The organism is Pseudomonas sp. PS02302, assembly GCF_029959585.1.
Lineage (GTDB): Bacteria > Pseudomonadota > Gammaproteobacteria > Pseudomonadales > Pseudomonadaceae > Chryseomonas > Chryseomonas aestiva.
Map to the genome: position 1 here is coordinate 1 of NZ_JASCON010000018.1, position 20,178 is coordinate 20,178.

Annotated in this window: 15 protein-coding genes; 2 read left to right on the plus strand and 13 right to left on the minus strand. The window is 68.0% G+C overall.

Annotation, left to right across the window (positions count from 1 at the left end):
• The 13 genes from QMX82_RS08430 to QMX82_RS08490 form a co-directional block, all read right to left on the minus strand.
• Positions 1–852, minus strand: an 852-nt coding sequence (locus QMX82_RS08430; RefSeq protein ID WP_282282290.1) for a FecCD family ABC transporter permease, incomplete at its 3' end; no start/stop codon positions are given.
• Positions 849–1,766 carry an ABC transporter substrate-binding protein gene (locus QMX82_RS08435; protein WP_410003685.1) on the minus strand — a complete coding sequence of 306 codons (918 nt, stop codon included), beginning with the start codon at positions 1,764–1,766 and terminating at the stop codon, positions 849–851. The genes QMX82_RS08430 and QMX82_RS08435, both read right to left, overlap by 4 nt.
• Positions 1,756–3,606 carry an IucA/IucC family protein gene (locus QMX82_RS08440; RefSeq protein WP_282282292.1) on the minus strand — a complete coding sequence of 617 codons (1,851 nt, stop codon included), beginning with the start codon at positions 3,604–3,606 and terminating at the stop codon, positions 1,756–1,758. Before QMX82_RS08440 ends, QMX82_RS08435 begins: the two co-directional genes overlap by 11 nt.
• A complete protein-coding gene (locus QMX82_RS08445) occupies positions 3,603–4,379 on the minus strand; it encodes an HpcH/HpaI aldolase family protein (RefSeq protein WP_208691188.1) in 777 nt (258 codons plus the stop codon). The genes QMX82_RS08440 and QMX82_RS08445 overlap by 4 nt, the downstream gene beginning before the upstream one ends.
• Positions 4,373–6,214 (minus strand): IucA/IucC family protein, encoded by a 1,842-nt coding sequence (locus tag QMX82_RS08450; protein WP_208691187.1) that lies wholly within the window; start codon positions 6,212–6,214, stop codon positions 4,373–4,375. The genes QMX82_RS08445 and QMX82_RS08450 overlap by 7 nt, the downstream gene beginning before the upstream one ends.
• Positions 6,211–7,617 (minus strand): DHA2 family efflux MFS transporter permease subunit, encoded by a 1,407-nt coding sequence (locus tag QMX82_RS08455; protein ID WP_282282298.1) that lies wholly within the window; start codon positions 7,615–7,617, stop codon positions 6,211–6,213. Before QMX82_RS08455 ends, QMX82_RS08450 begins: the two co-directional genes overlap by 4 nt.
• Positions 7,614–8,822 carry a type III PLP-dependent enzyme gene (locus tag QMX82_RS08460; protein ID WP_282282301.1) on the minus strand — a complete coding sequence of 403 codons (1,209 nt, stop codon included), beginning with the start codon at positions 8,820–8,822 and terminating at the stop codon, positions 7,614–7,616. Before QMX82_RS08460 ends, QMX82_RS08455 begins: the two co-directional genes overlap by 4 nt.
• Positions 8,815–10,587: an IucA/IucC family protein gene (locus tag QMX82_RS08465; protein ID WP_282282303.1), complete on the minus strand. Its 1,773-nt coding sequence runs from the start codon at positions 10,585–10,587 to the stop codon at positions 8,815–8,817. The genes QMX82_RS08460 and QMX82_RS08465 overlap by 8 nt, the downstream gene beginning before the upstream one ends.
• A gap of 70 nt (positions 10,588–10,657) precedes the next feature.
• Positions 10,658–12,031: a diaminobutyrate--2-oxoglutarate transaminase gene (locus QMX82_RS08470; protein WP_282282305.1), complete on the minus strand. Its 1,374-nt coding sequence runs from the start codon at positions 12,029–12,031 to the stop codon at positions 10,658–10,660.
• A gap of 340 nt (positions 12,032–12,371) precedes the next feature.
• Positions 12,372–14,768: a TonB-dependent receptor gene (locus QMX82_RS08475; RefSeq protein ID WP_282282307.1), complete on the minus strand. Its 2,397-nt coding sequence runs from the start codon at positions 14,766–14,768 to the stop codon at positions 12,372–12,374.
• 71 nt (positions 14,769–14,839) lie between these two features.
• A complete protein-coding gene (locus QMX82_RS08480; RefSeq protein ID WP_282282309.1) occupies positions 14,840–15,787 on the minus strand; it encodes a FecR domain-containing protein in 948 nt (315 codons plus the stop codon).
• A complete protein-coding gene (locus QMX82_RS08485) occupies positions 15,781–16,293 on the minus strand; it encodes a sigma-70 family RNA polymerase sigma factor (RefSeq protein WP_158895581.1) in 513 nt (170 codons plus the stop codon). The genes QMX82_RS08480 and QMX82_RS08485 overlap by 7 nt, the downstream gene beginning before the upstream one ends.
• Before the next feature lie 129 nt (positions 16,294–16,422).
• Positions 16,423–17,352: a LysR family transcriptional regulator gene (locus QMX82_RS08490; RefSeq protein WP_208691180.1), complete on the minus strand. Its 930-nt coding sequence runs from the start codon at positions 17,350–17,352 to the stop codon at positions 16,423–16,425.
• Positions 17,353–17,731: 379 nt separating this feature from the next.
• On the opposite strand from QMX82_RS08490, the gene QMX82_RS08495 reads away from it, so the two are divergent.
• Together QMX82_RS08495 and QMX82_RS08500 are read left to right on the plus strand one after the other, a co-directional pair.
• On the plus strand, positions 17,732–19,252 hold the full coding sequence (locus QMX82_RS08495) for an amino acid ABC transporter permease/ATP-binding protein (RefSeq protein WP_208691179.1): 1,521 nt from the start codon (positions 17,732–17,734) through the stop codon (positions 19,250–19,252).
• Between the two features lie 29 nt (positions 19,253–19,281).
• The gene (locus tag QMX82_RS08500; protein ID WP_208691178.1) at positions 19,282–20,154 is read left to right on the plus strand and encodes a phytanoyl-CoA dioxygenase family protein; all 873 of its coding nucleotides are present in this window, start codon (positions 19,282–19,284) and stop codon (positions 20,152–20,154) included.
• Positions 20,155–20,178: the final 24 nt, after the last annotated feature.

Sequence of the window (20,178 nt, forward strand, 5' to 3'; positions counted from 1 at the left end):
GGCGCACCGGGGCAGCCGCCCGCGTGGCGGGTTGCGCGCGGGGCCAAACCGCCCGCGCACCAGATGCGGCACCATCAGGCCGATGAAGCCGATGTTGCCGGCCAGGGCCACGGCGCTGCCGGCCAGGCAGATCACCAGCACCCCGGCCAGCAAGCGGATCAGTCCGATCGGCTGGCCGAGGCCACGGGCCAGGTCGTCACCGGCGACCAGTACATCCAGCTGCCCGGCCAGGACCATGGCGGCGGCCAGGGCCAGCAGGCTGAACACCAGCAGGGGCGCAGCCATGGCCAGGTTGCGCTCACCCACCGAACCGGCCAGCCAGAACAGCACGCTGTCCAGGCCCTCCTGATTGATCACCAGCAGCGCCTGGCTGAAGGCGGTGAACAGCGCCGCCAGGGCGGCGCCAGCCAGCACGATGCGCAGCGGCGTCAGGCGCGCCTGGCCCCGGTTGCCCAGGATCCAGACCAGGGTGCCGGCCACCGCCGCGCCCAGCAGCGCGCAGAGCACCCAGCCTTCCGTGCTGGACAGTCCCAGCAGGGTGATGCCCAGCACCAGGGCGAAGGTGGCCCCGGCGTTGATGCCGAACAGCCCCGGCGAAGCCAGGGGATTGCGCGTCATGGCCTGCATCAGGGCACCGGCCACCGCCAGGTTGGCACCCACCACCAGAGCGACCAGCAGCCGCGTCAGGCGCGTGGTGTTGACCAGGGTGGCATCCAGCGCCAGAGAAGGATCCTGCACCAGCGCCGCAACCACGCTGCTAGGCGCGATCCAGCGCGCACCGACCGAGAGGCTCAGCACGGCGGTCAGCGCCAGGGCCAGGGCGAGCAGCAGCAATCTGAAGGGTGCGCTCATGCGGCCCCCTGGGTGGCCAGAACGCCCTCGATATCGTCCAGCAGCCGATTCGCCGCGAGAATGCCGCCGCCCAGGCTCCAGGCCACCCCGTCGACCCGCCAGACCTGCCCGCGCCGGGGGGCGCTCAGGCGTTGCCAGAGCGGGTGTTCGAGCAGACTGGCGTAGTTGCGCTGCACCGCGGCCTGGTCGGCGCGCAGGAAGACGAAGAAGACTTCGGCCTCCACCACCGGCAGGCTTTCCCGGGAGGTCAGCTTGATCGAGGGCGCGGCGCTGCCCTGGCTGGCCGCCGGCCAGGCGAAGCCCAGTTCGCTGAGTACCCGCCCGGCGAAGCTGTCGGGCAGGTAGCTGCGCAGGTGATCGGCGCGCACATCCAGTACCGCCACCGTCGGCGGCCACTGGGCCCCGTAATGGCGTTGCAGCGCCTCGCGCAGACGGGCGATGCGCGCCTGCCAGGCCTGCAGCAGGGCCGTGGCGTCCGCTTCACACCCCGCGGCGGTGCCCAGGGCCAGCAGGGTCTGCTTGAATTCGAAGACCTCCCCCAGCATCACCACCGGGCACAGCTGCTGCAGCAAGGGTGCGATCCGGCCATGGCGAAAGCGCGAAGCGACGATCAGCTCCGGCGCCAGCAGCGCCAGGTCCTCCAGGCTCGGCTGGGTTTCCAGACCCAGCGAGGGCACTCCTGCCAGCGCCGGGCGCAGGTAGCGATAGACGGGTTTCTCGCTCCAGGACTCGACCACCCCGCAAGGCCTGAGCCCCAGGGCCACGGCGCTGTCGGTGGCGCCTTGGAACAGCGTGGCCACGCGCGTGGACTGCGCCCGGGCGACGCCTGGCGGCAGCGCCAGGCCGGTGGCGAGCACGCCGCCGAGCCCGAGCAGGCGGCGGCGAGTCATAGAGAGGGAAACACTAGCGGGCATGGCTCACCTGATGAAAGGGATTGACCACCCTGCCCTTGCCGAACGGCATGCTGCCGGGCCCACCGGCCCGCTCGATCATCGGGCGCAGCAGCCACTTCTGCGGCCAGTCCGGCGCCTCGAACAAGGTCTCCCGGAGCAGCGCCCGGGCCTCGGCGTCGAAATCCAGGGCCGCGATGCGTTCCTCCAGTACCTCGCGCAGCAGCGTCCAGGCAGCGGTCAGCGGGACAGCGTAGCAGTTCGCGACGGTCTCGAAGATGGCCCTGAGGTTGACCTGGATGCCCAGCGTCTGGAACCAGAACAGCAGATCGCGCGGATGCTCGTGATAGAGCGTCTGGGCATGGCCGGGCTTGATCCGGTACTGCGGATCGGCCAACCCCTGGCGCTCCAGCCAGGGCACGTACAGGCGCAGGGAGTCATGATCGCGCAGCAGCAGGCCCTGGATGCGCCCGGCGCGCCAGACCAGCACGGCATTCTGCCCGTGCACCTCGCCGAGCAGGCCGAGGCGGAACAGGCGCAGGTTGAGATCGATGAAGCTGTGGCACAGCTCACCCAGCAACAGCAGGACGTTGGCCGGCGTCGGTGCCAGCGCCCGGGCTGCCAGCCAGTCGTCGAAGAAATGTCGGCGACTGCCCGGCAGCTTTGTGCCGAGCGCGGCCATGGGCAGCAGGCGGCAGTCGGGATCGGCCAGCAGCGCCGCGGGATAGCCGCGCACCATGGCCGAGAGATGCCGCGGCGCCTCGTCGAACAGGGTCGCCGCCGGCGGCATGAAGGCCCACCAGCGCGATTCGTCGCACAGGTGCAGGCTCTCCGCGAGCACCGGGTCCAGGGCCTGCGCCTGGCGCAACAGGGCCTCGCTGCGCGAGCCGTTGATCATCTTTACTGCCGGCAGGTAGCGCGAGGCGCCCAGGGAATGCACCGCCATGGGCAACTTGAGCTGGGCGACGCCCGCGCCCTCCTCCATGAGCATGGAGCGCAGCGACGAGGTCGCGTGGCAACGTGCGCCGGCGAAGTCCAGGTGCTGGCAGACGCCGCTGGCGAAGGCCTCGTCCAGCCGGCCCGGCAGTCCCTCGGCGAGTTGCCAGGGGTGTACCGGCAGCGCCAGGTGACTCTCGGCCAGGCCGCGCTGCTGCAATTCAGCCTGCAACTCGGCCAGCGCCGCTGGGGTCAGCAGGTCGGCCGCCGGCCCCTGGCCGTCCGCCGCCACGCCCTCTCCGCACAGCAGCTGATCGCGGCGCACCGCGACCCAGGCCAGGCGCACGGGTTGGCCGAATTCGGCCTGGTAGGCCTGGTAGTCGGCGTCATTCAGGCCCAGCTTGGCCTTGGCCAGGGGGTGATAGGGTCGATCCCGCAGGGCGGCCCAGCGCTCCAGTTGCAGGAAGGCGGCCTGGCCGTCGCCCTCCAGCAGCGGACCCGGGACCAGGGGTCTTTCCAGCGACAGCCGGGTCTGGCGCAGGCTGGTGGCCAGGGTCTCGCGCAGCAGGGCGATGCCCCGTGCCTGCTCCGGAGCGGCCGCCGCCTCGGCGAAGACCAGGCTGACGAAGGCCTCGGGCGTGAGGGTGCTCCAGGCGTCGCCCTGGCGCGCCAGGATCGGCGTACCGGGCACCTTTACCCAGGCCTGGGTGATACCCGGACGCACCCGCGCGGCGATGAAGCGCTGCTCGCGGGGATCGCAGCAGCACTCCCAGAGGCGCTCCTCCGGGGCGGCCGGTTGCAGGGTGGCGGGAAGTTCCGGGGCCGCGGCCGCGAGGGTCACGGCCAGCGGGGCGAAGACGTCTTCGGCCAGCAGGCAGTCGAACAGGTCCTGCAGGATCAGATCGGTGGCGAGGGTCTGGGCGTTCATGGGGATTCTCCGCAGGAATGGGCGGTCAGGCGGGCCTGCAGGGCCCGGAAGGCGATGCCGCGCTCGTCGCCGAGCACGAAGGTGGTGACGCCCCGGGCGCGCCAGAGGTCGAGGTCCTCCGGCTGCCGGGGGATGGCGCAGTAGGGTGTGCCCTGGCGTCTTGCCGAGTCCCAGGTCTGGCGCAGGGCCTCCTGCACCTCCGGATCGGCGATGCGCCAGGGGCGACCGAGGGATTGCGACAGGTCCGCCGCCCCTTCGAGCAGCAGGTCCACTCCCGGCACCGCGGCGATCTCCGCTGCCCGGGCAACGCCGGTGGCGCTCTCGATCATGGCGACCACCAGGATCTGCGCATTGGCGCGGGTCACGTAGTCGGCCAGGCTGGTTTTGCCGAAGGAGCCAGGCCGCCCGGCATTGAGGCTGCGCTCGCCCTCTGGGTGGTATTTGCAGGCGCGCACCGCGGCGGCCAGCACTGCCGGGTTTTCCACGCAGGGCAGCACGATCCCCTGGGCGCCGGCATCGAGCAGGCGCAGCAGGCGCTTGGGCTCGGTGTCCGGCACCCGCACCAGGGGCGTGAGGTCGTAGCTCTCGGCGGTGCGGATCATGTTCTCCAGGGTTTCCGGATTGATCAGCACGTGCTCCAGGTCGATGATCACGAAGTCGTAGCCGGCTTCGGCGATCAGCTCGATGCTGGCGGGCGTGGGCAACGAGGCGAACAGGCCGTGGCTGGGCGTGCCGGCCGCCAGGGCGGCCTTGAGTCGATTGCGCCTCAGCATGCGGCGGGCCGGTAGGGATGCAGGGGATTGGCCACCGCCTTGAAACGCCGCTCGCCATCGCCCAGCAGGCGCCGCTTGGTCAGCTCCTCCACCTCGAAGGTGGGGGCGAAGACGTCGAACAGCGCATAGCGCTCCCGGTGCTGGGGATGGGCGCGCTGGTAGTCGAGGATGACCGTGGCGGTCGCCTGCCAGAAGTCGGCCTCGGCCAGGGCGAAGTGCTGACGCAGAAACACCGCCAGCTCGCCCAGGGCGATGAAGAAGAAGGCATCGCAGGTGAAGTCCCGCACCGCGTCCACGTCCTTGGTGAGGATGAAGGAGTTGCGGTTGATCCGCGCATGGCTCGCCGGCAAGCACTCCAGGGTCGGGCGCAGCTCCGGACGCGCCAGGTGGCGCTCGGCATAGCGCACGCCATCGTGGAGGTCCTTGAGGGCGATGCGCAGCGGCCAGCCGTCGCGGTGGATCAGCACGATGTTCTGGCCGTGGGACTCCATGCCGATGCCTTCGGCGTGGAGCATGTGCATCAGCGGCGTCACCGTGACCTTGAGCAGTTGCCGCAGCCAGGCGTCCAGGCCGTGGCGCTCGATCCAGGCGGCGACGAAGGGCTGCGGCGCGCCCTGGCCATAACGATTCTCCACCTGAGTCAGGCCGTTGAAGGGTACCGCCTGTTCATCCGCACGCAGATAGGCATGGATGCTCTCGCGCCAGACGGCGCCGAGGGTGCCGTAGACCTGCCCCGCGCGACTGACCGGCAGCGTGCGACTGTCGTAGGCGACGCCGGCGACCTCGCCGAGCACCACGAAGTCCAGGTCGCGGGCCGTGGCATCGGTTTCGATCAGGCGCTGCAGCCAGTCGGTGATGATTGGCCCGTTGAGCACCGTATGGCGCGCCAGGATGCGGGTACTGGAGGTATTGGTCAGGCACATCGCCAGCTTGACGTAGGGCCGCCGGGGCGCACTGCGGTTGGCCAGGGTGCGGATCGACTGCTGGGCGGCGTACTGGTCGCGAGAGGTGCCCAGGTAGAGCAGCTCGCCGCTCACCAGCTCGGGCTGGAACAGCGCGGCGAGGTGCTGCTCCCACTGCCAGGGATGCACGGGAATCAGCTGGTAGTCGTCCAGCGCCCGACCCTGTTCGCGCCACTCGGCGGCCAGGGCTGCCCAGCGCTGGGCACCGAATTCCTCGGCGATGAAGGCCGGGAAGTCCAGACGGCTGGAATGCCCCACCGAGGCCCGCTCGCGCGCCAGGGCCAGCCAGACCAGCTGGATCGGCTCGCCGAATTCCGGTCCGTAGCGGCGATTCTCGGCCAGGGAGAAGCCGATGCGCGACTTGTAGCAGGGGTGGTAGCCATGGGCATCCATGAAGTGCCGCTCCAGGGCATCCACGTCCAGCTCGTGGGCCGGGCGGTCGGGACGATAATCCTGGCGGCGCGACTGCAGGTCCTTGAGCAGGGTCTGCTCCAGCTCCTGGACGAAGCGCGGCCACAGCGGCGCGTCGCTCTGCTCGCCGAGCAATTCGGCCAGGGTCTCGTGCAGCGTCGGCGCACGGCTCCCCTGGGCGTCCTGGCGCACCAGGCGCTGGGGGTCCAGGCGGATCAGACCGAAGCTGGCAGCGGCGGGCGCATAGCCCAGGTACTGCACCGGTTGGCCATCGGCGGCGCGACCGGCCAGGCGATACTGCGCTAGACCATCCGCCACTGGCTGTACCTGGGCGCTGAGCACCTCTTCGTAGATCAGCGTCTGCAGCAATTGCGCCACCACGCGCTGCTCGACCTGGCGATAGAGGGCGGCGTCGGCGGGCGACGGCCAGGGCTGCGCAGGAAGTGAAAGCTGAGCGGTCATGAGTACCTCCGAACGGAAAGGGATTGGCCGGCGGGAAAGCGCCAGGCCCAGGGCAGTGCCAGCAGGATGAACAGACCGGTGGCGCTGAAGGCGTCCTGGATGGCGACGCCGGTGGCAGCCTGGCGCGGGCCCCAGCCAGCCGCGCCGCCCAGGCGCAGTTCCAGCCACAGGGAGGCGGCCACCACGGCCACCGAGGACACCAGGCGCCGGGCGATGTTGTTCATGGCCGCGCCCTGGGTGACCTGGGCATCCGGCAGGGTATTGAGGCCGGCGGTGGTGGCCGGCATGTAGGACAGCCCCAGGCCGACGCCGCGCAGCACCATCAGCGCGCAGATCCAGGCGAGTCCGGCATGGCTGCCAACCACACCCAGGGCCAGGGTGGCCAGGCCGCTGAGCGCCAGACCGGTGGCGATCACGCCACGGGGTCCGCGGCGGTCGAGCAGGCGCCCGCCGACCTGACCGAACAGCGCCGCCGCCAGCGCCGTGCAGAGCAGTGCCAGACCGGTCCAGAGCGCGCTGTGGCCCAGTACCAGCTGGATGAGCAGCGGCAGCAGCACCAGGCATTCGAACATGCCCACCGCCTGGACCACGGCGATGATGACGCTGGCCCGGTAGCCGCGCAGGGCGAACAGTCGCAGCGGCAGCAGCGGATGGTTGCGCCGCAGTTGCAGCCGGACAAAGGCCAGCAGGCACAGGAAGCCGGCCGCCAGGGCCAGCAGATTGAGGGGTTCGCCCAGCGCCGCCAGCTCGCGCAGCCGGCCGAGGGTCACCAGCAGCAACCCTAGGCCACCGGCGATCAGCAGGTAGCCGGCCAGGTCGAAGGGCTGGTGTTCGCGGGGGGCATCCGCGGGCAGCACCACCTGCCCCATGGCCAGGGCCAGCAGGCCCACCGGGACGTTGAGCAGGAACAGGGCGCGCCAGTCGAACACCTCCAGCAGCAGGCTGCCGCACAAGGGCCCTACCGCCGGCGCCAGCATCACCGCCCCACCCCACCAGCCGGTCACCCGCCCGCGCTCCTCCTTGGGATAGACGGAGAAGATGATGCCCAGCGCCAGGGGAATCATCAGGCCGCTGGCCACCCCCTGAACCATGCGCGCCAGCAGCACGCCGGCGATGGACTCGGCCAGGGCGCCCAGCGCCGAACCGGCGATGAAGGCCAGCAGCCCGAGGCGATAGAGCCGCCGGCGCCCGAGGCGCCCGGCCAGGAAACCGGTCAGCGGCATGGTGATGCCCATGGCGACCATGAAGCCGGCGACGATCCAGCTGGCCAGCAGCGGCCCCAGGTCGAAGGCCGCGATGAAGGCCGGCAGCGCCGGATTGAGCGCGGTATTGGCCAGGCTGACGGTGACCGTGCCCAGCAGCACGTTCACCGCCACCCAGACCCGCGGGATCGCCACGCTCACGCCGAGGCCCTCCCGTTCCCGTCGAGGAACAGTTGCCGTGGGCGCGGATGGCAGAGGAAGTCCGCGTGGGAGATGTTGTAGCCATAGGCGCCGGCCAGGGGCAGCACCAGCAGGTCGCCCACCCGTACCTCGCCCAGCGGCTGGCCGCGGCTGAGGATGTCCTTGGGGGTACAGAGCTGGCCTACCACCGTCCAGGCCTTGCCCCCGGTCGCCGTCGCTCGCGCCTCGCGGGGCAGGTGCAGCACCGGGTGATCGTGTCCCTGGGCCACCGGCAGGCGGAACTGGTGGGTCCCGCCGCGGCAGACCAGGAAGTGCTGGCCATGACTGGTCTTGGTATCCAGCACCTCCATGGTGTAGTAGCCGCAGAAGGCCGCGAGGAAACGGCCCGGTTCGAAGCGGATCAGCGGCGGCTGCGCCTGGGCGGCCAGACGGGCGCGCAGGTGCGCGCACAGCCGCGCCCAGTCGAATCGCCGACCTTCGCGGTAATCCACCCCGATGCCGCCACCGACGTTGAGCCGCACCAGGCTCTCCGGGCGCCGGGCCAGGGCGCGCCAGTGTGGCCAGCGCTCCAGGTAGAAGTCCAGCAGGTGCAGATGGCGTTCGACCGAGTGCTGGTGCGACAGGGCATGCACATGGAAGCCCTGCAGCTGCAGGTGGCTGGCCGCTTCTACCGCCGCCACCGCGGTGGGCAGGTCGGCCTCGTCGAAGCCGAAGGGCGTCGCCGTGCCGGCCATGGCCAGGGTACTGGTCAGCCCGGCCGGCAATTGCGGATTGATGCGGATGTACACCGGCTGTAGCCGCCCCAGGGAGCGGGCCAGCCGTTGCAGGCGCTGGATCTCGCCGAGGCTCTCCAGGTGGATGGCTTCGACCCCGGCGCTCAGGGCGGTGCGCAGGTCGGAATCCAGCTTGCCCGGACCGGAGAAGATGAACGGCTTGCGCTGCGGGCAGGCGGCGAGGCGATCGATCTCGCCACCGGAGGAGATCTCGAAGCCGTGCACCAGCGGCGCCAGGGCCGCCAGGATCGGCGCCTCGCTGTTGGCCTTGATGGCGTAGTACAGCTCCACGCCCGGCGGCAATTCGGCCATCAGCGCGGCGACGTGCCGCCGCAGGGCATCAAGGTCGTAGACGAAGGCCGCCAGGGGATCGCCGGACTGCGCCTGGGCCTCCACCAGGGCGGCGCGGACCACGGCCGGTAGCTCACCCATGACGCACCTCCGCGCCCCAGGGGCAAGGCAACTGCACGTAGCCAGCCTGGCGATCGGCCTGGGCGGCGAGGCGCACCTTGAGATTGGTCTTGCAGGGAATCGGCTGGCCGGCGATCAGCGCATCCAGCTCGGGCGCGGCGCGTTGCAGGTCCCGGCGGATGGCGATCAGCTCGGCTTCCACCTGCCGCCACAGGCGCGGCGCCAGGTGCGGACGCTCCCAGCTCAGCGCCAGCACCGCCTCGGCGAGGTTATTGACGAACAGGCAGTAGGCGATGCGCCGCCAGCCCTGGTCGCGGCTGTAGAGCAACGACTGGCGCACCCGGGGATGGACGTGGGCGTCCAGCGCCTCGGCGCCGAGGGTATCGGTCAGCTTGATGCCTTCGAAGTCGCGCAGCAGCAGCCGGACGGGCCGGCCATTGTCATGCACCAGCACGCAATTCTGCAGGTGCGGCTCCAGCACCACGCCGTGCTCGAAGAACAGTCGCAGCACCGGCCCCAGCAACAGCCGCTGGTAATCCTGGAACCAGGCCAGTCGCGCCTGATCGCTGGTTTCCCGACCGCCGCAGCGGCTGAGGAAGTCCTGCAGCAGCGGCTGCAGGCGGGTGTCGCGGGCGAACAGGGTGCCGGCCAGCAGGCAGCAGTCGGCGCCATGCTCCAGGCAGAAATTCTCGCGCAGGATGGCGCCGGTCTGCTCGCGGAACCAGCGCTCGTCCTCGGCACTCGCCGCCGGCGGTGCCCAGCTCAGGGCACCCGGCTCACGCACCATGTCCAGGCCCGCCACCCGCCCCTGCAGGCGCTGCATGAGGCGGTCGACGATCAGGCTGCTCTGCAGTTCGTACCAGGCGTTCTTGCGCACGCAATTGGTGATGCGCACATTCAGCGAGCCCTTGACGAAAAAGGTATGGCCCGCGCGGTACCAGGTGCGCATGGAGGCGGTGGGACTGGCCAGGGCGCCGCTGGGCCCGAGGTCACGGATCTGCCCCTCGCTGACCAGCGCCTGGACCCGCGGATCGCCCAGGAACAGCTGCGCCTGGACCGGGTGCAGCACGATCCGCGCCCGCTCCGGAGCGGCCTGCGCCTGGTCCACGAAGCCCTGCAGCACCTGGTCATCGCTCAGGCCGTTGCCAGCCACCTGCAACCCGGCGCGCGGCACCTCCAGCACGTGCATGGGGGTGCTGGTGTGCAACTCCGGTGCATAGGCCTCGGCCGGCAGAGGCTCCGGCCAGCGCCGCGCCTTGGGCGCCGGGTGATTGGGATGGCCGAACCACAAGCCCTGCTCGCTGGCCAGGTAGTCGCTGAGCGGCGCGGGATGTCGGGTGACCTGCACGTGGTCGACGATGGCCGCGGTCAGGCGCTGACTCTGCAGGACCTGCTGCAGCAACTCGCCATTGTGGGCGCCGGCGAGTTCTTCGCAGGCCTCCAGCAGATAATCGATGAAGGCAGGAAAGTCCGGGCAATACCAGGGCTGGTCGCCGCGTCTTACATAGATATCGGATAGATAACGCTGGCTGCCGAGTTCATCCTGTCGATCGACGACCAGAAAGAACTGGCGGTCTCCAGGAAAGTTGATCAGCAAGGGGACGCCGCCGTCTTGCAACCAACTCAGATGATTGGCCGGCGCTATACCGCGCCGATCTTCCGGCCAGTTATAAGTCAGGCACTTTTCCGGCAGGGCGAATTCCTTGATCAGGCAATTCATCAGGGCATGGGAAGACGCCAGCTCGCTGACGATGCGGGAAAGCAGCGTGGATTCGAAAGAAGTCATGGCAGTGTCCAGAAGGTTGGGCGTCGCGGGGAGCGATCCGGTGTCACGGCACTCGGGTGGTGCCTTGCGCTCAGCCACGGGGCGCGGCCAGCGCCGCCACGAGGGCCGCCTCCAGGCGTTCGAGCAGCACCAGGCAGTGGCTTTCCTGCAGGATCAGCGGGGGCAGCAGGCGCACCACGTTGCCGTCGCGGCCGCCGCGCTCCAGCAGCAGCCCCTGGGCGAAACAGTGGCGCTGGATGGCCGCCGCCAGGGCGGGATCGGCGGGCAGGCTGCCGAGCGAATCCGCTTCGCCACCCGCAGCGACGATCTCCAGGCCCAGCATAAGGCCGAGGCCACGGACATTGCCGATGGCGGGGAAACGCCCGCGCAGCCGCTCCAGATGCCGCTTGAGCCAGCCACCGAGCTGGGCGGCATGGCTGACCAGGCCTTCGCGCTCGATGACCTCCAGGGTGGCCAGCCCCGTGGCCATCGCCAGTTGATTGCCGCGAAAGGTCCCGGTATGGCCACCGGGCTCCCAGGCGTCGAATTCGCGGCGAATCGCCAGCAGGGCCAGCGGCAGGCCACCGCCCACGGCCTTGGACAGCACCAGGATGTCGGGCTCGATGCCGGCATGCTGGCAGGCGAATAGCTCGCCGGTGCGACCGAAGCCGGTCTGGACCTCGTCGACGATGAGCAGGATGCCGTGCGCCCGGGTGACCTGGTGCAGGGTCCGCAGCCAGGCCGCCGGTGCCGGGTTGACGCCGCCCTCCCCCTGGACCGCCTCGACGATCACCGCCGCCGGCCGGCAGACGCCGCTTTCCACATCGCCGAAGAACCGCTCCAGATAGCGCGCCAGGGCCGCGGCGCCCTGCTCGCCGCCCAGTCCCAGCGGGCAGCGGTACTCATGGGGATAGGGCAGGAATTGCACCCCGGGCATCAACCCCGCCACGCCCTGCTTGGGCGCGAGATTGCCGGTCACGGCCAGGGCGCCGTGGGTCATGCCGTGGTAGCCGCCGGAGAAGGCCACCACGTTGCTGCGTCCGGTGACCTTCTTGGCCAGCTTCAGCGCCGCTTCCACCGCATCGGCGCCGGACGGCCCGCAGAATTGCAGGCAGTAGTCTTCCGCCCGACCCGGCAGCAGACCCAGCAGGCGCTCGCTGAAGGCGTCCTTGAGCGGCGTGGTGAGGTCCAGGCTGTGCATAGGCAGGCCGCTGCCGAGAAAGTCGGTGATGGCCGCGGTGACCGCCGGATGGTTGTGCCCCAGCGCCAGGGTGCCGGCCCCGGCCAGGCAATCCAGGTAGGTCTTGCCTTCGACGTCGGTCACCCAGACACCGGCGGCCTTGGCGATGGCCAGCGGCAGCTTGCGCGGATAGCTGCGGACATTTGATTCGAAGCGCGCCTGGCGAGCGAGAAAGAAGGCGTTGTCGGCTACTGCGGTATCGCGACTGAGGGATGGTTGAAGCATGGCGTCAGACCTCGGGACGTTTATCTTCGGTAACGATAATCAGTTTCATTCTCATCCTTCAACCGGTATTCCGGCAAATAGCCCAGTCTTTGAACTCGCCCAACTTTGGCCAATGTGCGGACGACAGGAAACCCGAACTCACTACAGTCCGTTATTGAAATAGCTCGGTAATGAGCTTGATAAGGATCTTGTTTCAGCTATATCCGCAGGGCACTCCTGTCGATGAATAACGACTTTCAACCGAATAACGCAGCAAGGTTCTGCCGGTAATTAACGGCTCATACAATCTGCCGCTGCGCAGGACTGCCCGAGCCCTGCGCAGCAGCGGGCTCCGGCGGCCTCAGAACGCCAGGGTGGTGGAGAAGACGAAGGTCCGCGGCGTGGAGATCGTCAGGCCGGGTTCGCTGTCGTCGGACGCGCCGGCGGAGGCCCAGTAGCGCTCGTTCATCACGTTCTCCACCGACGCCCTCAGGGTCACGCGGGTGGCGTCGACCTTGAAGGCGTAGCGCGCGCCCACGTCGAAGCGATGCCAGGCGTCGATTTCCTTGCTGTTGGCCTGGTCCAGATACTGGGAGCTGGTGTAGATCCCCCGTCCGGTCAGGGTCAGGCCGGGCACCGCCGGGATGTCCAGTTCGGCGCCGAGGTTGGCATTGAGCCTGGGCGTGGCCGGGGCGCGATTGCCGTCGAAGGTGCCACCCACGGTGTCCCTGAGTTCGCTGTCGATGTACATCAGGCCGCCCAGCACGCGGAAGCCGGCCAGCGGCTCGCCGAACACGCTCAGCTCCGCCCCGTCGTTTACCCGCTTGCCGTTGGGACCGAAGGTACGGCTGGTGGCGTTGGTCTCGTAGGCTGGCTGCTTGATGCGGAAGGCACTCGCGGTCACGGCCGCGGCGCCGAAGTCGTACTTGGCGCCCACCTCCGCCTGGCGGCTGATGAAGGGCGGGAAGATCTCGTCCTCGTTCAGCGCGGTGGACGGCGCGATCTTGCCCTGGCTGAGACCTTCCATGTAGTTGGCATAGAGCGACAGGCGCTCGGTGGCCTTGAACAGCACCCCCGCCGAGGGCGAGACCTTCTCCTCGTCGTAGGCAGTGGTTTGCTTCACCCCATCGGACCAGTCGTCCACCTTGACCCGCTGCCAGCGGGCGCCGAGGGTGACCAGCAGGCGGTCGTCGAAGAAGCCCAGGGTGTCGGCCAGGGCCACGCCGCTGAAGCGGTTCTCGGTGTAGTCCTTGGCATCGGACCGGGTGCGCACGCCCGGCGCGGGCACGTCGCGGGGCGCATAGAGGTTGCTGGCCCCGCTGGCGTAGCGCCCGCCACCGTTTTCGAAGTCCATGTAGAAGTAGTCGGCACTGACATTGAGCTCGTGGCTGACCGGCCCGGTCTGCAGCCATTTGCGCGCGCCCACGTTGGCGGTGCGGACGTTTTCGTCGCGGGTGAAGTCGCGCGGCTGGACGGTGAAGTCGCCAGCGTCGTTGGTGAGGGACACATTGTGGCGCAGGAAATCGTGATCGCTGCGGCGCGCGCCCACGGCGCCGTAGACCATCAGCGAATCGTCGACGTCGAATTCGCCACGCAGGGCGCCGAAGGTGTCCTTGGTCTGGGCGCGGGTCCAGCGCTGGGCATAGTTGTGGCGCACATCGTCGGCATCGGGCACCCGGGCATTGGCGCCGACCAGCACCCGCTCCTGGGGCGCGTCGGTGTCGCGCTCGGTGTGGCCGAGATCGAGGCCCAGGCGCAGGCGTTCCACGCGATAGTCCAGACCGAGCACGCCCATCTGCCGGTCGACGTGCTGGTGATCCCAGGTGGTGTCGCCGGCTTGCTTGACGCCGTTGAAGCGCATCCCGAAGCGATTGTCCTCGCCGAAGCGACGGCCGATGTCCACGGCGCCGCCTACCTGGCTGTCGGAGGCATAGCTGCCGGTGATTTCGGTGATGGGCTGATCGGTGGCGCGCTTGGGCACCACGTTGATGCCTCCACCGACGCTGCCGCGAGGCGAGATGCCGTTGAGCAGCTGGCTCGGCCCCTTGAGGATGTCGACCCGCTCGGCCATCTCCATGTCGATGGAATAGGTCGGCAGCACGCCATAGAGCCCGTTGTAGGCGACGTCGCTGTTGAACAGGCTGAAACCGCGGATGGTGAACTGCTCGAAGCGACCACCCGACGGATTGGTGGAGCGCACCGAGGGATCGCTGGCGATCAGGTCGGTAAGGGTGCGGGCCTGGAGATTCTGGACGGTCTGGGCGGTGTAGGAGGTCTGGCTGAAGGGCGTGTCCATGAAGTCGCGATTGCCCAGCAGTCCCTGGGAGCCTTGCCGCGCGACCTGGCCACCGGCGTAGGGCGCGTCATCCGCCTGCAGGCTGGTGGCGACGATGGAGGTGCTGGCCAGCTCCTGGACGCCGCTGTCCTGCGGCGCTGGCGCCAGGGTGAAGTCGCGCTCCCCCAGCGGTTGCAGCCGCAACCCCGAGCCGGCCAGCAGGCGGCTGAAGCCCTCCTCCACGCCATAGTCACCGTTGAGGCCAGCGCTGTCGCGCTTGCCCACCAGCCCCGGATCCACCGCCAGATTGACGCCGGACTCCGCGGCGAAGCGCGTCAGCGTCTGGGCGAGACTGCCGGCGGGAATCTCGTAATGCCGGCGGGCGGCCTCCTGGGCCCAGGCAGAACCCGCCCACCAGGGAGTACCACTCAACGCCACCAGCAAGCCCGTGCGCAGCAACGGCCGCAATACCAACGTCACCATCGAATCCCCCTCCTTTTGGTTGTCCTATGCCGTTAATGACCGACAGGTACGAAAAAGGGGACAGACTTTTTTCAGACGGCGACCGCGCGAGGTTTCAGGGTCACCCAGAAGCGGGTACGCCAGTGCAGCTCCACCGGCAGCGTCGCGGCCAGCAGCGCCAGTACCCGGTCGGTATCGGCGAGCTGAAAGCTGCCGGTGACCCTGAGGTTGGCCACCGCGGGATCCCAGCGCAGCAGGCCAGGACGATAGCGACTGAATTGCTGCAGGAATTCGCCCAGTGGCTGGTCCTGGGCGATCAGCACGCCCTGGCGCCAGCTCAGCAGCGCCGCGGAAAACGGCTCGATGGCACCGATCCCCAGGGCATTGAGGCGCAATTGCTGGCCCTTGCCCAACGCCAACCCCGGGCCGCTCAGCGGCCGCACGCCCACGCTACCGCTGACCACCCGCACGTCGCACCCTTCATCGTCCTGCTGCACGCAGACCTCGGCCTGACGCACCGTCAGGGCCCCGAAGCGGGTTTCCAGCGTCAACGCCTGGGGTCCGGGCACCTGTAGCGAGAGCTCGCCCTGCACGAGGGTCAGCCGGCGCCGCGCTTGATCCAGATTTACCGCAGTCGCGGTATTGAGTTGCAACAGGCTGCCGTCGGCCAGGGTCAGGCTGCGGCGTTCGCCGGTGGCGGTGGAGAGATCAGCGGTCCAGACGTCCAACGGCACTTCCTGGGTCAGCCACCACCCCGTCGGTACCACCACCGCCAGGCCGAGCAATTGACGCAAGGCGGTACGCCGGCCGCGATCGACCGGTTGCAGACTGGCCATGGCCAGCCGCGACGGCACCGCGGCGAAGCGTTGCTGCAGCGCCAAGGCCGCCTGCCAGGCCCGCTCGTGCTCGGCATGGGCCTGGCGCCAGGCCTGCAGTTGCTGGTGTTCGCGCTCGCCAGCCGCACCGGATTCCAGCAACGCCAGCCAGCCTGCGGCCTCACGGATCGCTGTTCGCCGACGGTCCTGGGCGCCGCTCAGCACAGCTCCGCCAGCAGGCAATGCTCATAGGCCTGCGCCATGTATCTCTTGATGGTGCGCTCGGAGACCTGCAAGCGCTCGGCGATCTCGCGGTAGGTGAGGTCTTCGAGCTGGCTGAGCAGGAAGGCATGGCGCACCTTGGCGGGCAGGCCGTCGAGCAGTTCATCGAGGGCCTGCAGGGTTTCCAGCAGGACCCAGCGTTGCTCGGGCGATGGCGCGCAGGCTTCGGGCAGCTCGGCCAGGGCGTCGAGATACGCCTGCTCCAGGCTGCGTCGGCGCTGGAAATTGATCAGCAGGCGCTTGCCGATGGTCACCAGGTACGCCCGCGGCTCCTGCAGTTCGCCCAGCACCTCGGGGTTGCGCACCAGCCGCAGAAAGGCCTCCTGGCTGAGATCGGCCGCATCCCATTCGCTGCCCAACCGCCGCCGCAACCAGGCCTGTAGCCAGCCGCTGTGGTCGCAATAGAGCCGATGAAGATGGCGTGAGGATGCGAGAGCCATATCACTCATGACGGGTGCTGCCTGCTCGATGATGCCTGGATGATATTGATTCTACTTTACATCACGCATCGGCGACCAGCCCGGAGCCGTCTATCCCTGCCCTTTCGCCCGGAAGATGAGTAAATGCCAGCACGGCGTTCAGCCTGCCGGGCTTTCCGCCGGCACCGGCGACAGATCGACACTCCGGCAGTAGTCCATGAACAGCCGCGTCGCCTTGGTCGGCTCGTTGTTGCGCAGGTAGGCCATGATGAAGGTCGAGGCCGGCATGTCGTCGTGGATGTTGACCTGGGCCAGGCGCTTGCCGTCGTAGGTCAGGTCGGTGGTTGGCCGGGTGACCAGCACGGAAAAGCCCAGACCCTGCCCCACCATGCAGCGCACCATCTCGATGGAGGGGGAGCTGTAGGCCACCGTGGGGTGGTAGCCCTTTTCCTTGAAGATGTCGATGAAGTAGTTACGGCTGGGCACCACGTCCAGCAGGATCATGGGCTCGCGACTCAGCTCCCTGAGCGTCACCGCCTTCTTGCCCGCCAGGGGGTGGGCGATGGGCAACAGGGCATAGGGCTTGTGCGGCGCATTGAGCTTTTCCTTGGTGATGGAATCACCCAGTTCCAGATCGTAGAGAAACACCAGGTCGAAGCGTCCCCGGTGCACGCCGTGCATGAGTTCGTGCTGCTCGCCGTCGTGCAACTGGATGGTGATTTCCGGATAGAGCCGCTTGAAGCCGGCGACCAGCTTGGGCAGGTAGAGCGGCGCGGCGGATTCGAAACAGCCGATGGCCACGGTGCCCGAGACCATCTCGTTTTCCGCCTTGGCGTTCTGTTCCAGCTCGTGGGACAGCCGCAACAGTTCCTTGGCCTTTTCATAGAGTCGGCGCCCGCTGGCGGTGAGGGAAACGCCCTGGGCGTGATGGCGGATAAACAACTTCTGCTCGAAACTTTCTTCGAGATTCTTGATGGCGACGGAAATCGACGGCTGGGAGATGTGCAGTTGTCGCGCCGCCTCGACGATGCTGTCTTCCTCGACCACCGCGACGAAATAACGAAGTTGCCTGAGCGTAAAGTGGGTCACGGATTACCTATAGGAAAAAACTGTACAGAACTCGTCTCTGCATAGCCTTTACTCTCGAAGCGAAAGCTGTGCCAGGCTGCTTGCGACCGCCGCCCACCCCCATCAAACCCTTGAAAATTCAACGGATCTTCGTTGCTTCTTTGTCGCGCCAGTGCACCAAAATCCTGCACTACGGCCTTTTATGGCGGCACTTTGCCCCTTATGAGGGCATAGGGGAAAAGGCCTCTAAGAGCTGCTGCCCCTGTATAGCAAAGTCCTATACAAAGGCCCGTAATTTGTTAATTGACGATAAGTCCGCCGATTGCCAATTCTGTAATTGCAGCGACCGGACAGCCCTCTTCGGGCGTGTCCTTCCAATGAATGGCGACAGGTTTTAACGATGACTTTCGACTGGAACTACATGTTCGGCCTTATCGGCGACACTCAATTCTGGCTGGCAACCTGGACCGTCATCAAACTCAGCACCCTCACCTGGGTCATCAGCATCGCCCTGGGCTTCTTCATCGCCCTGGCCAAGCAGTCCCGGCATCCCGCGCTCAACCTGCCGGCACGAGGCTACATCTGGTTCTTTCGCAGCGTGCCGCTGCTGGTCCTGCTGATCTTCATCTACAACCTGCCGCAGGCGCTGCCGGGCACCTCGGTGGTGCTGGCCGATCCCTTCTGGGCCGGCCTGATCGGCCTGGTCATCAGCGAGACGGCCTATGTCGCCGAGATCCACCGCGGTGGCCTGCTGTCGATTCCCAAGGGCCAGGGCGAAGCGGCGCGGGCACTCGGGCTGCGCTTTCTCGGCACCCAGTGGCGCATCGTCATTCCCCAGGCCCTGCGCGTGGCCCTGCCGTCGCTGGCCAACGAATACATCTCCATCGTCAAGCTCAGCTCCCTGGTGTCGGTGATCTCCCTTACCGAGATCCTGATGGTCGGCCAGCGGCTCTATTCGCAGAATTTCCTGGTCATGGAGACCATGGTGGCGGTGGCCTTCTACTACGTGCTGATCGTCACCCTGTTCGACTTCCTGCTCAAACGCCTGGAGCGCTACCTCGACGTCACCCAGCGCAAGGTGGTGCGGACCCCCGACGCCCAGGTGCTGGCCCTGGCCAGCCAGGCGTCGACCGCCAGCGCCAGGCCGCAATGGGACGCCGCCACCCCGGCGCTACAGGCCGCCCGCCTGCACAAGGCCTACAACGACGTCGAGGTGCTGGGCTCGGTCAACCTGCGCGTCCAGCCCGGCGAGGTGGTCTCGGTGATCGGCCCGTCCGGCTCGGGCAAGACCACCCTGATCCGCCTGCTCAACGGCCTGGAGCAACTGGACAACGGCGAGATCCGCATCAACGGCCAGCCCTTCATCCACCTGCACAAGGACGGCGCCCAGAAGCCGCGCTTCATCGAGCACAGCGAGCATCGCCTGGACATCGGCATGGTGTTCCAGAGCTTCAACCTCTTCCCCCACCTCACGGTGCTGGACAACCTGCTGCTCGCGCCGCGCTATCACCGCCTGGATACCCCCGCGGCGCTCAGGCAGCAGGCCTATGCGCTGCTGCACAAGGTCGGGATGCTCGATCACACCTGGAAGTATCCGCACCAGCTGTCCGGCGGCCAGCAGCAGCGGGTGGCCATCGCCCGGGCGCTGATGATGCGACCGCAGATCATGCTGTTCGACGAGCCCACCTCGGCGCTCGACCCGGAAAAGGTCAACGAGGTGCTGCAGGTGATCGAGGCCCTGGCCCAGGAGGGCATCACCATGGTGATCGTCACCCACGAGATGAACTTCGCCTTCAAGGTCTCGGACCGCATCGTGTTCATGGAAAAGGGCCGCGTGGTCTGCGACGACGCGCCCCAGGTACTGCGCAACGGCCAGCATCCCCGCGTCGAGGCTTTCCTCAAAGACGTGTCCCTGGCTTGACCCCACCCCTTGGCTTCTGGAGAACCCCTATGATCGAGCAAGCGCAACTGGACCAGTTTCATCGCGACGGCTACCTGGTGGTCGAGAACCTGCTGACGGCCGAGGAAATCGCCACCCTGCAGGCCGATTTCGAGCGCTGGGTCGAAGACAGTCGCAGCCACGCCGAGGCCTGGGGCGAGACCCAGGACGGCCGCGCCCGCTTCGATGTCGAACTGGATCACCGCCCCGATCACCCCTCCCTGCGCCGGGTCAGTTCGCCCACCGAGATCTCCGCGGCCTATCGCCAGGTCGCCTTCACCTCGCGGATGGCCCAGGTCGCGGCTCAGCTCATCGGTGGCAGCGGCACGCGATTCCACCACAGCAAGATCAATTCGAAGCTGCCGCGCACCGCCACCCAGGTGAAGTGGCACCAGGATTTCCTCTTCACGCCCCACAGCAACGATGACGTGGTCACCGCGCTGCTGATGGTGAGCGAGGTGACCCCGAAGAACGGCCCCCTCACCGTCATCCCCGGCAGCCACCAGGGGCCGCTGTGGTCGCACTGGCAGGACGGCCGTTTCACCGGCGCGGTCGACGACGGCGTGGTGGCCGAGCACTGCGGCGAGCCCGTGGCCTGCTTCGGCCCGGCCGGCTCGGTGTGCTTCATGCACACCCGCCTGCTGCACGCCTCCAGCCCCAACCAGACCGAGTTGCCGCGCACCCTGTTCATCAGCGTCTATGCCGCCGAGGACGCCCTGCCCTTCGGCGAGAATCCGCTGCCCAGCGAGCACGCCGGGGTGCTGGTGGCCGGCCAGGAAAGCGGGCTGGTGCGCAGCGTGGCCAACAGCGTGCGGCTGCCGCAGAAACCGCGCGGTGCTTCCTTCTTCGTCCAGCAGGCCGGGCTCGACCAGGCTGCCGTTTGATCCTTCCTACTCTTCAAGGAGCTT

What these genes read in the sequence shown, in the direction of transcription:
- QMX82_RS08435 (WP_410003685.1), bottom strand. Translation starts at nt 1,766, where the DNA reads ATGCCCGCTAGTGTTTCCCTCTCTATGACTCGCCGCCGCCTGCTCGGG.
- QMX82_RS08440 (WP_282282292.1), bottom strand. Translation starts at nt 3,606, where the DNA reads ATGAACGCCCAGACCCTCGCCACCGATCTGATCCTGCAGGACCTGTTC.
- QMX82_RS08445 (WP_208691188.1), bottom strand. Translation starts at nt 4,379, where the DNA reads ATGCTGAGGCGCAATCGACTCAAGGCCGCCCTGGCGGCCGGCACGCCC.
- QMX82_RS08450 (WP_208691187.1), bottom strand. Translation starts at nt 6,214, where the DNA reads ATGACCGCTCAGCTTTCACTTCCTGCGCAGCCCTGGCCGTCGCCCGCC.
- QMX82_RS08460 (WP_282282301.1), bottom strand. Translation starts at nt 8,822, where the DNA reads ATGGGTGAGCTACCGGCCGTGGTCCGCGCCGCCCTGGTGGAGGCCCAG.
- QMX82_RS08465 (WP_282282303.1), bottom strand. Translation starts at nt 10,587, where the DNA reads ATGACTTCTTTCGAATCCACGCTGCTTTCCCGCATCGTCAGCGAGCTG.
- QMX82_RS08470 (WP_282282305.1), bottom strand. Translation starts at nt 12,031, where the DNA reads ATGCTTCAACCATCCCTCAGTCGCGATACCGCAGTAGCCGACAACGCC.
- QMX82_RS08475 (WP_282282307.1), bottom strand. Translation starts at nt 14,768, where the DNA reads ATGGTGACGTTGGTATTGCGGCCGTTGCTGCGCACGGGCTTGCTGGTG.
- QMX82_RS08485 (WP_158895581.1), bottom strand. Translation starts at nt 16,293, where the DNA reads ATGAGTGATATGGCTCTCGCATCCTCACGCCATCTTCATCGGCTCTAT.
- QMX82_RS08495 (WP_208691179.1), top strand. Translation starts at nt 17,732, where the DNA reads ATGACTTTCGACTGGAACTACATGTTCGGCCTTATCGGCGACACTCAA.
- QMX82_RS08500 (WP_208691178.1), top strand. Translation starts at nt 19,282, where the DNA reads ATGATCGAGCAAGCGCAACTGGACCAGTTTCATCGCGACGGCTACCTG.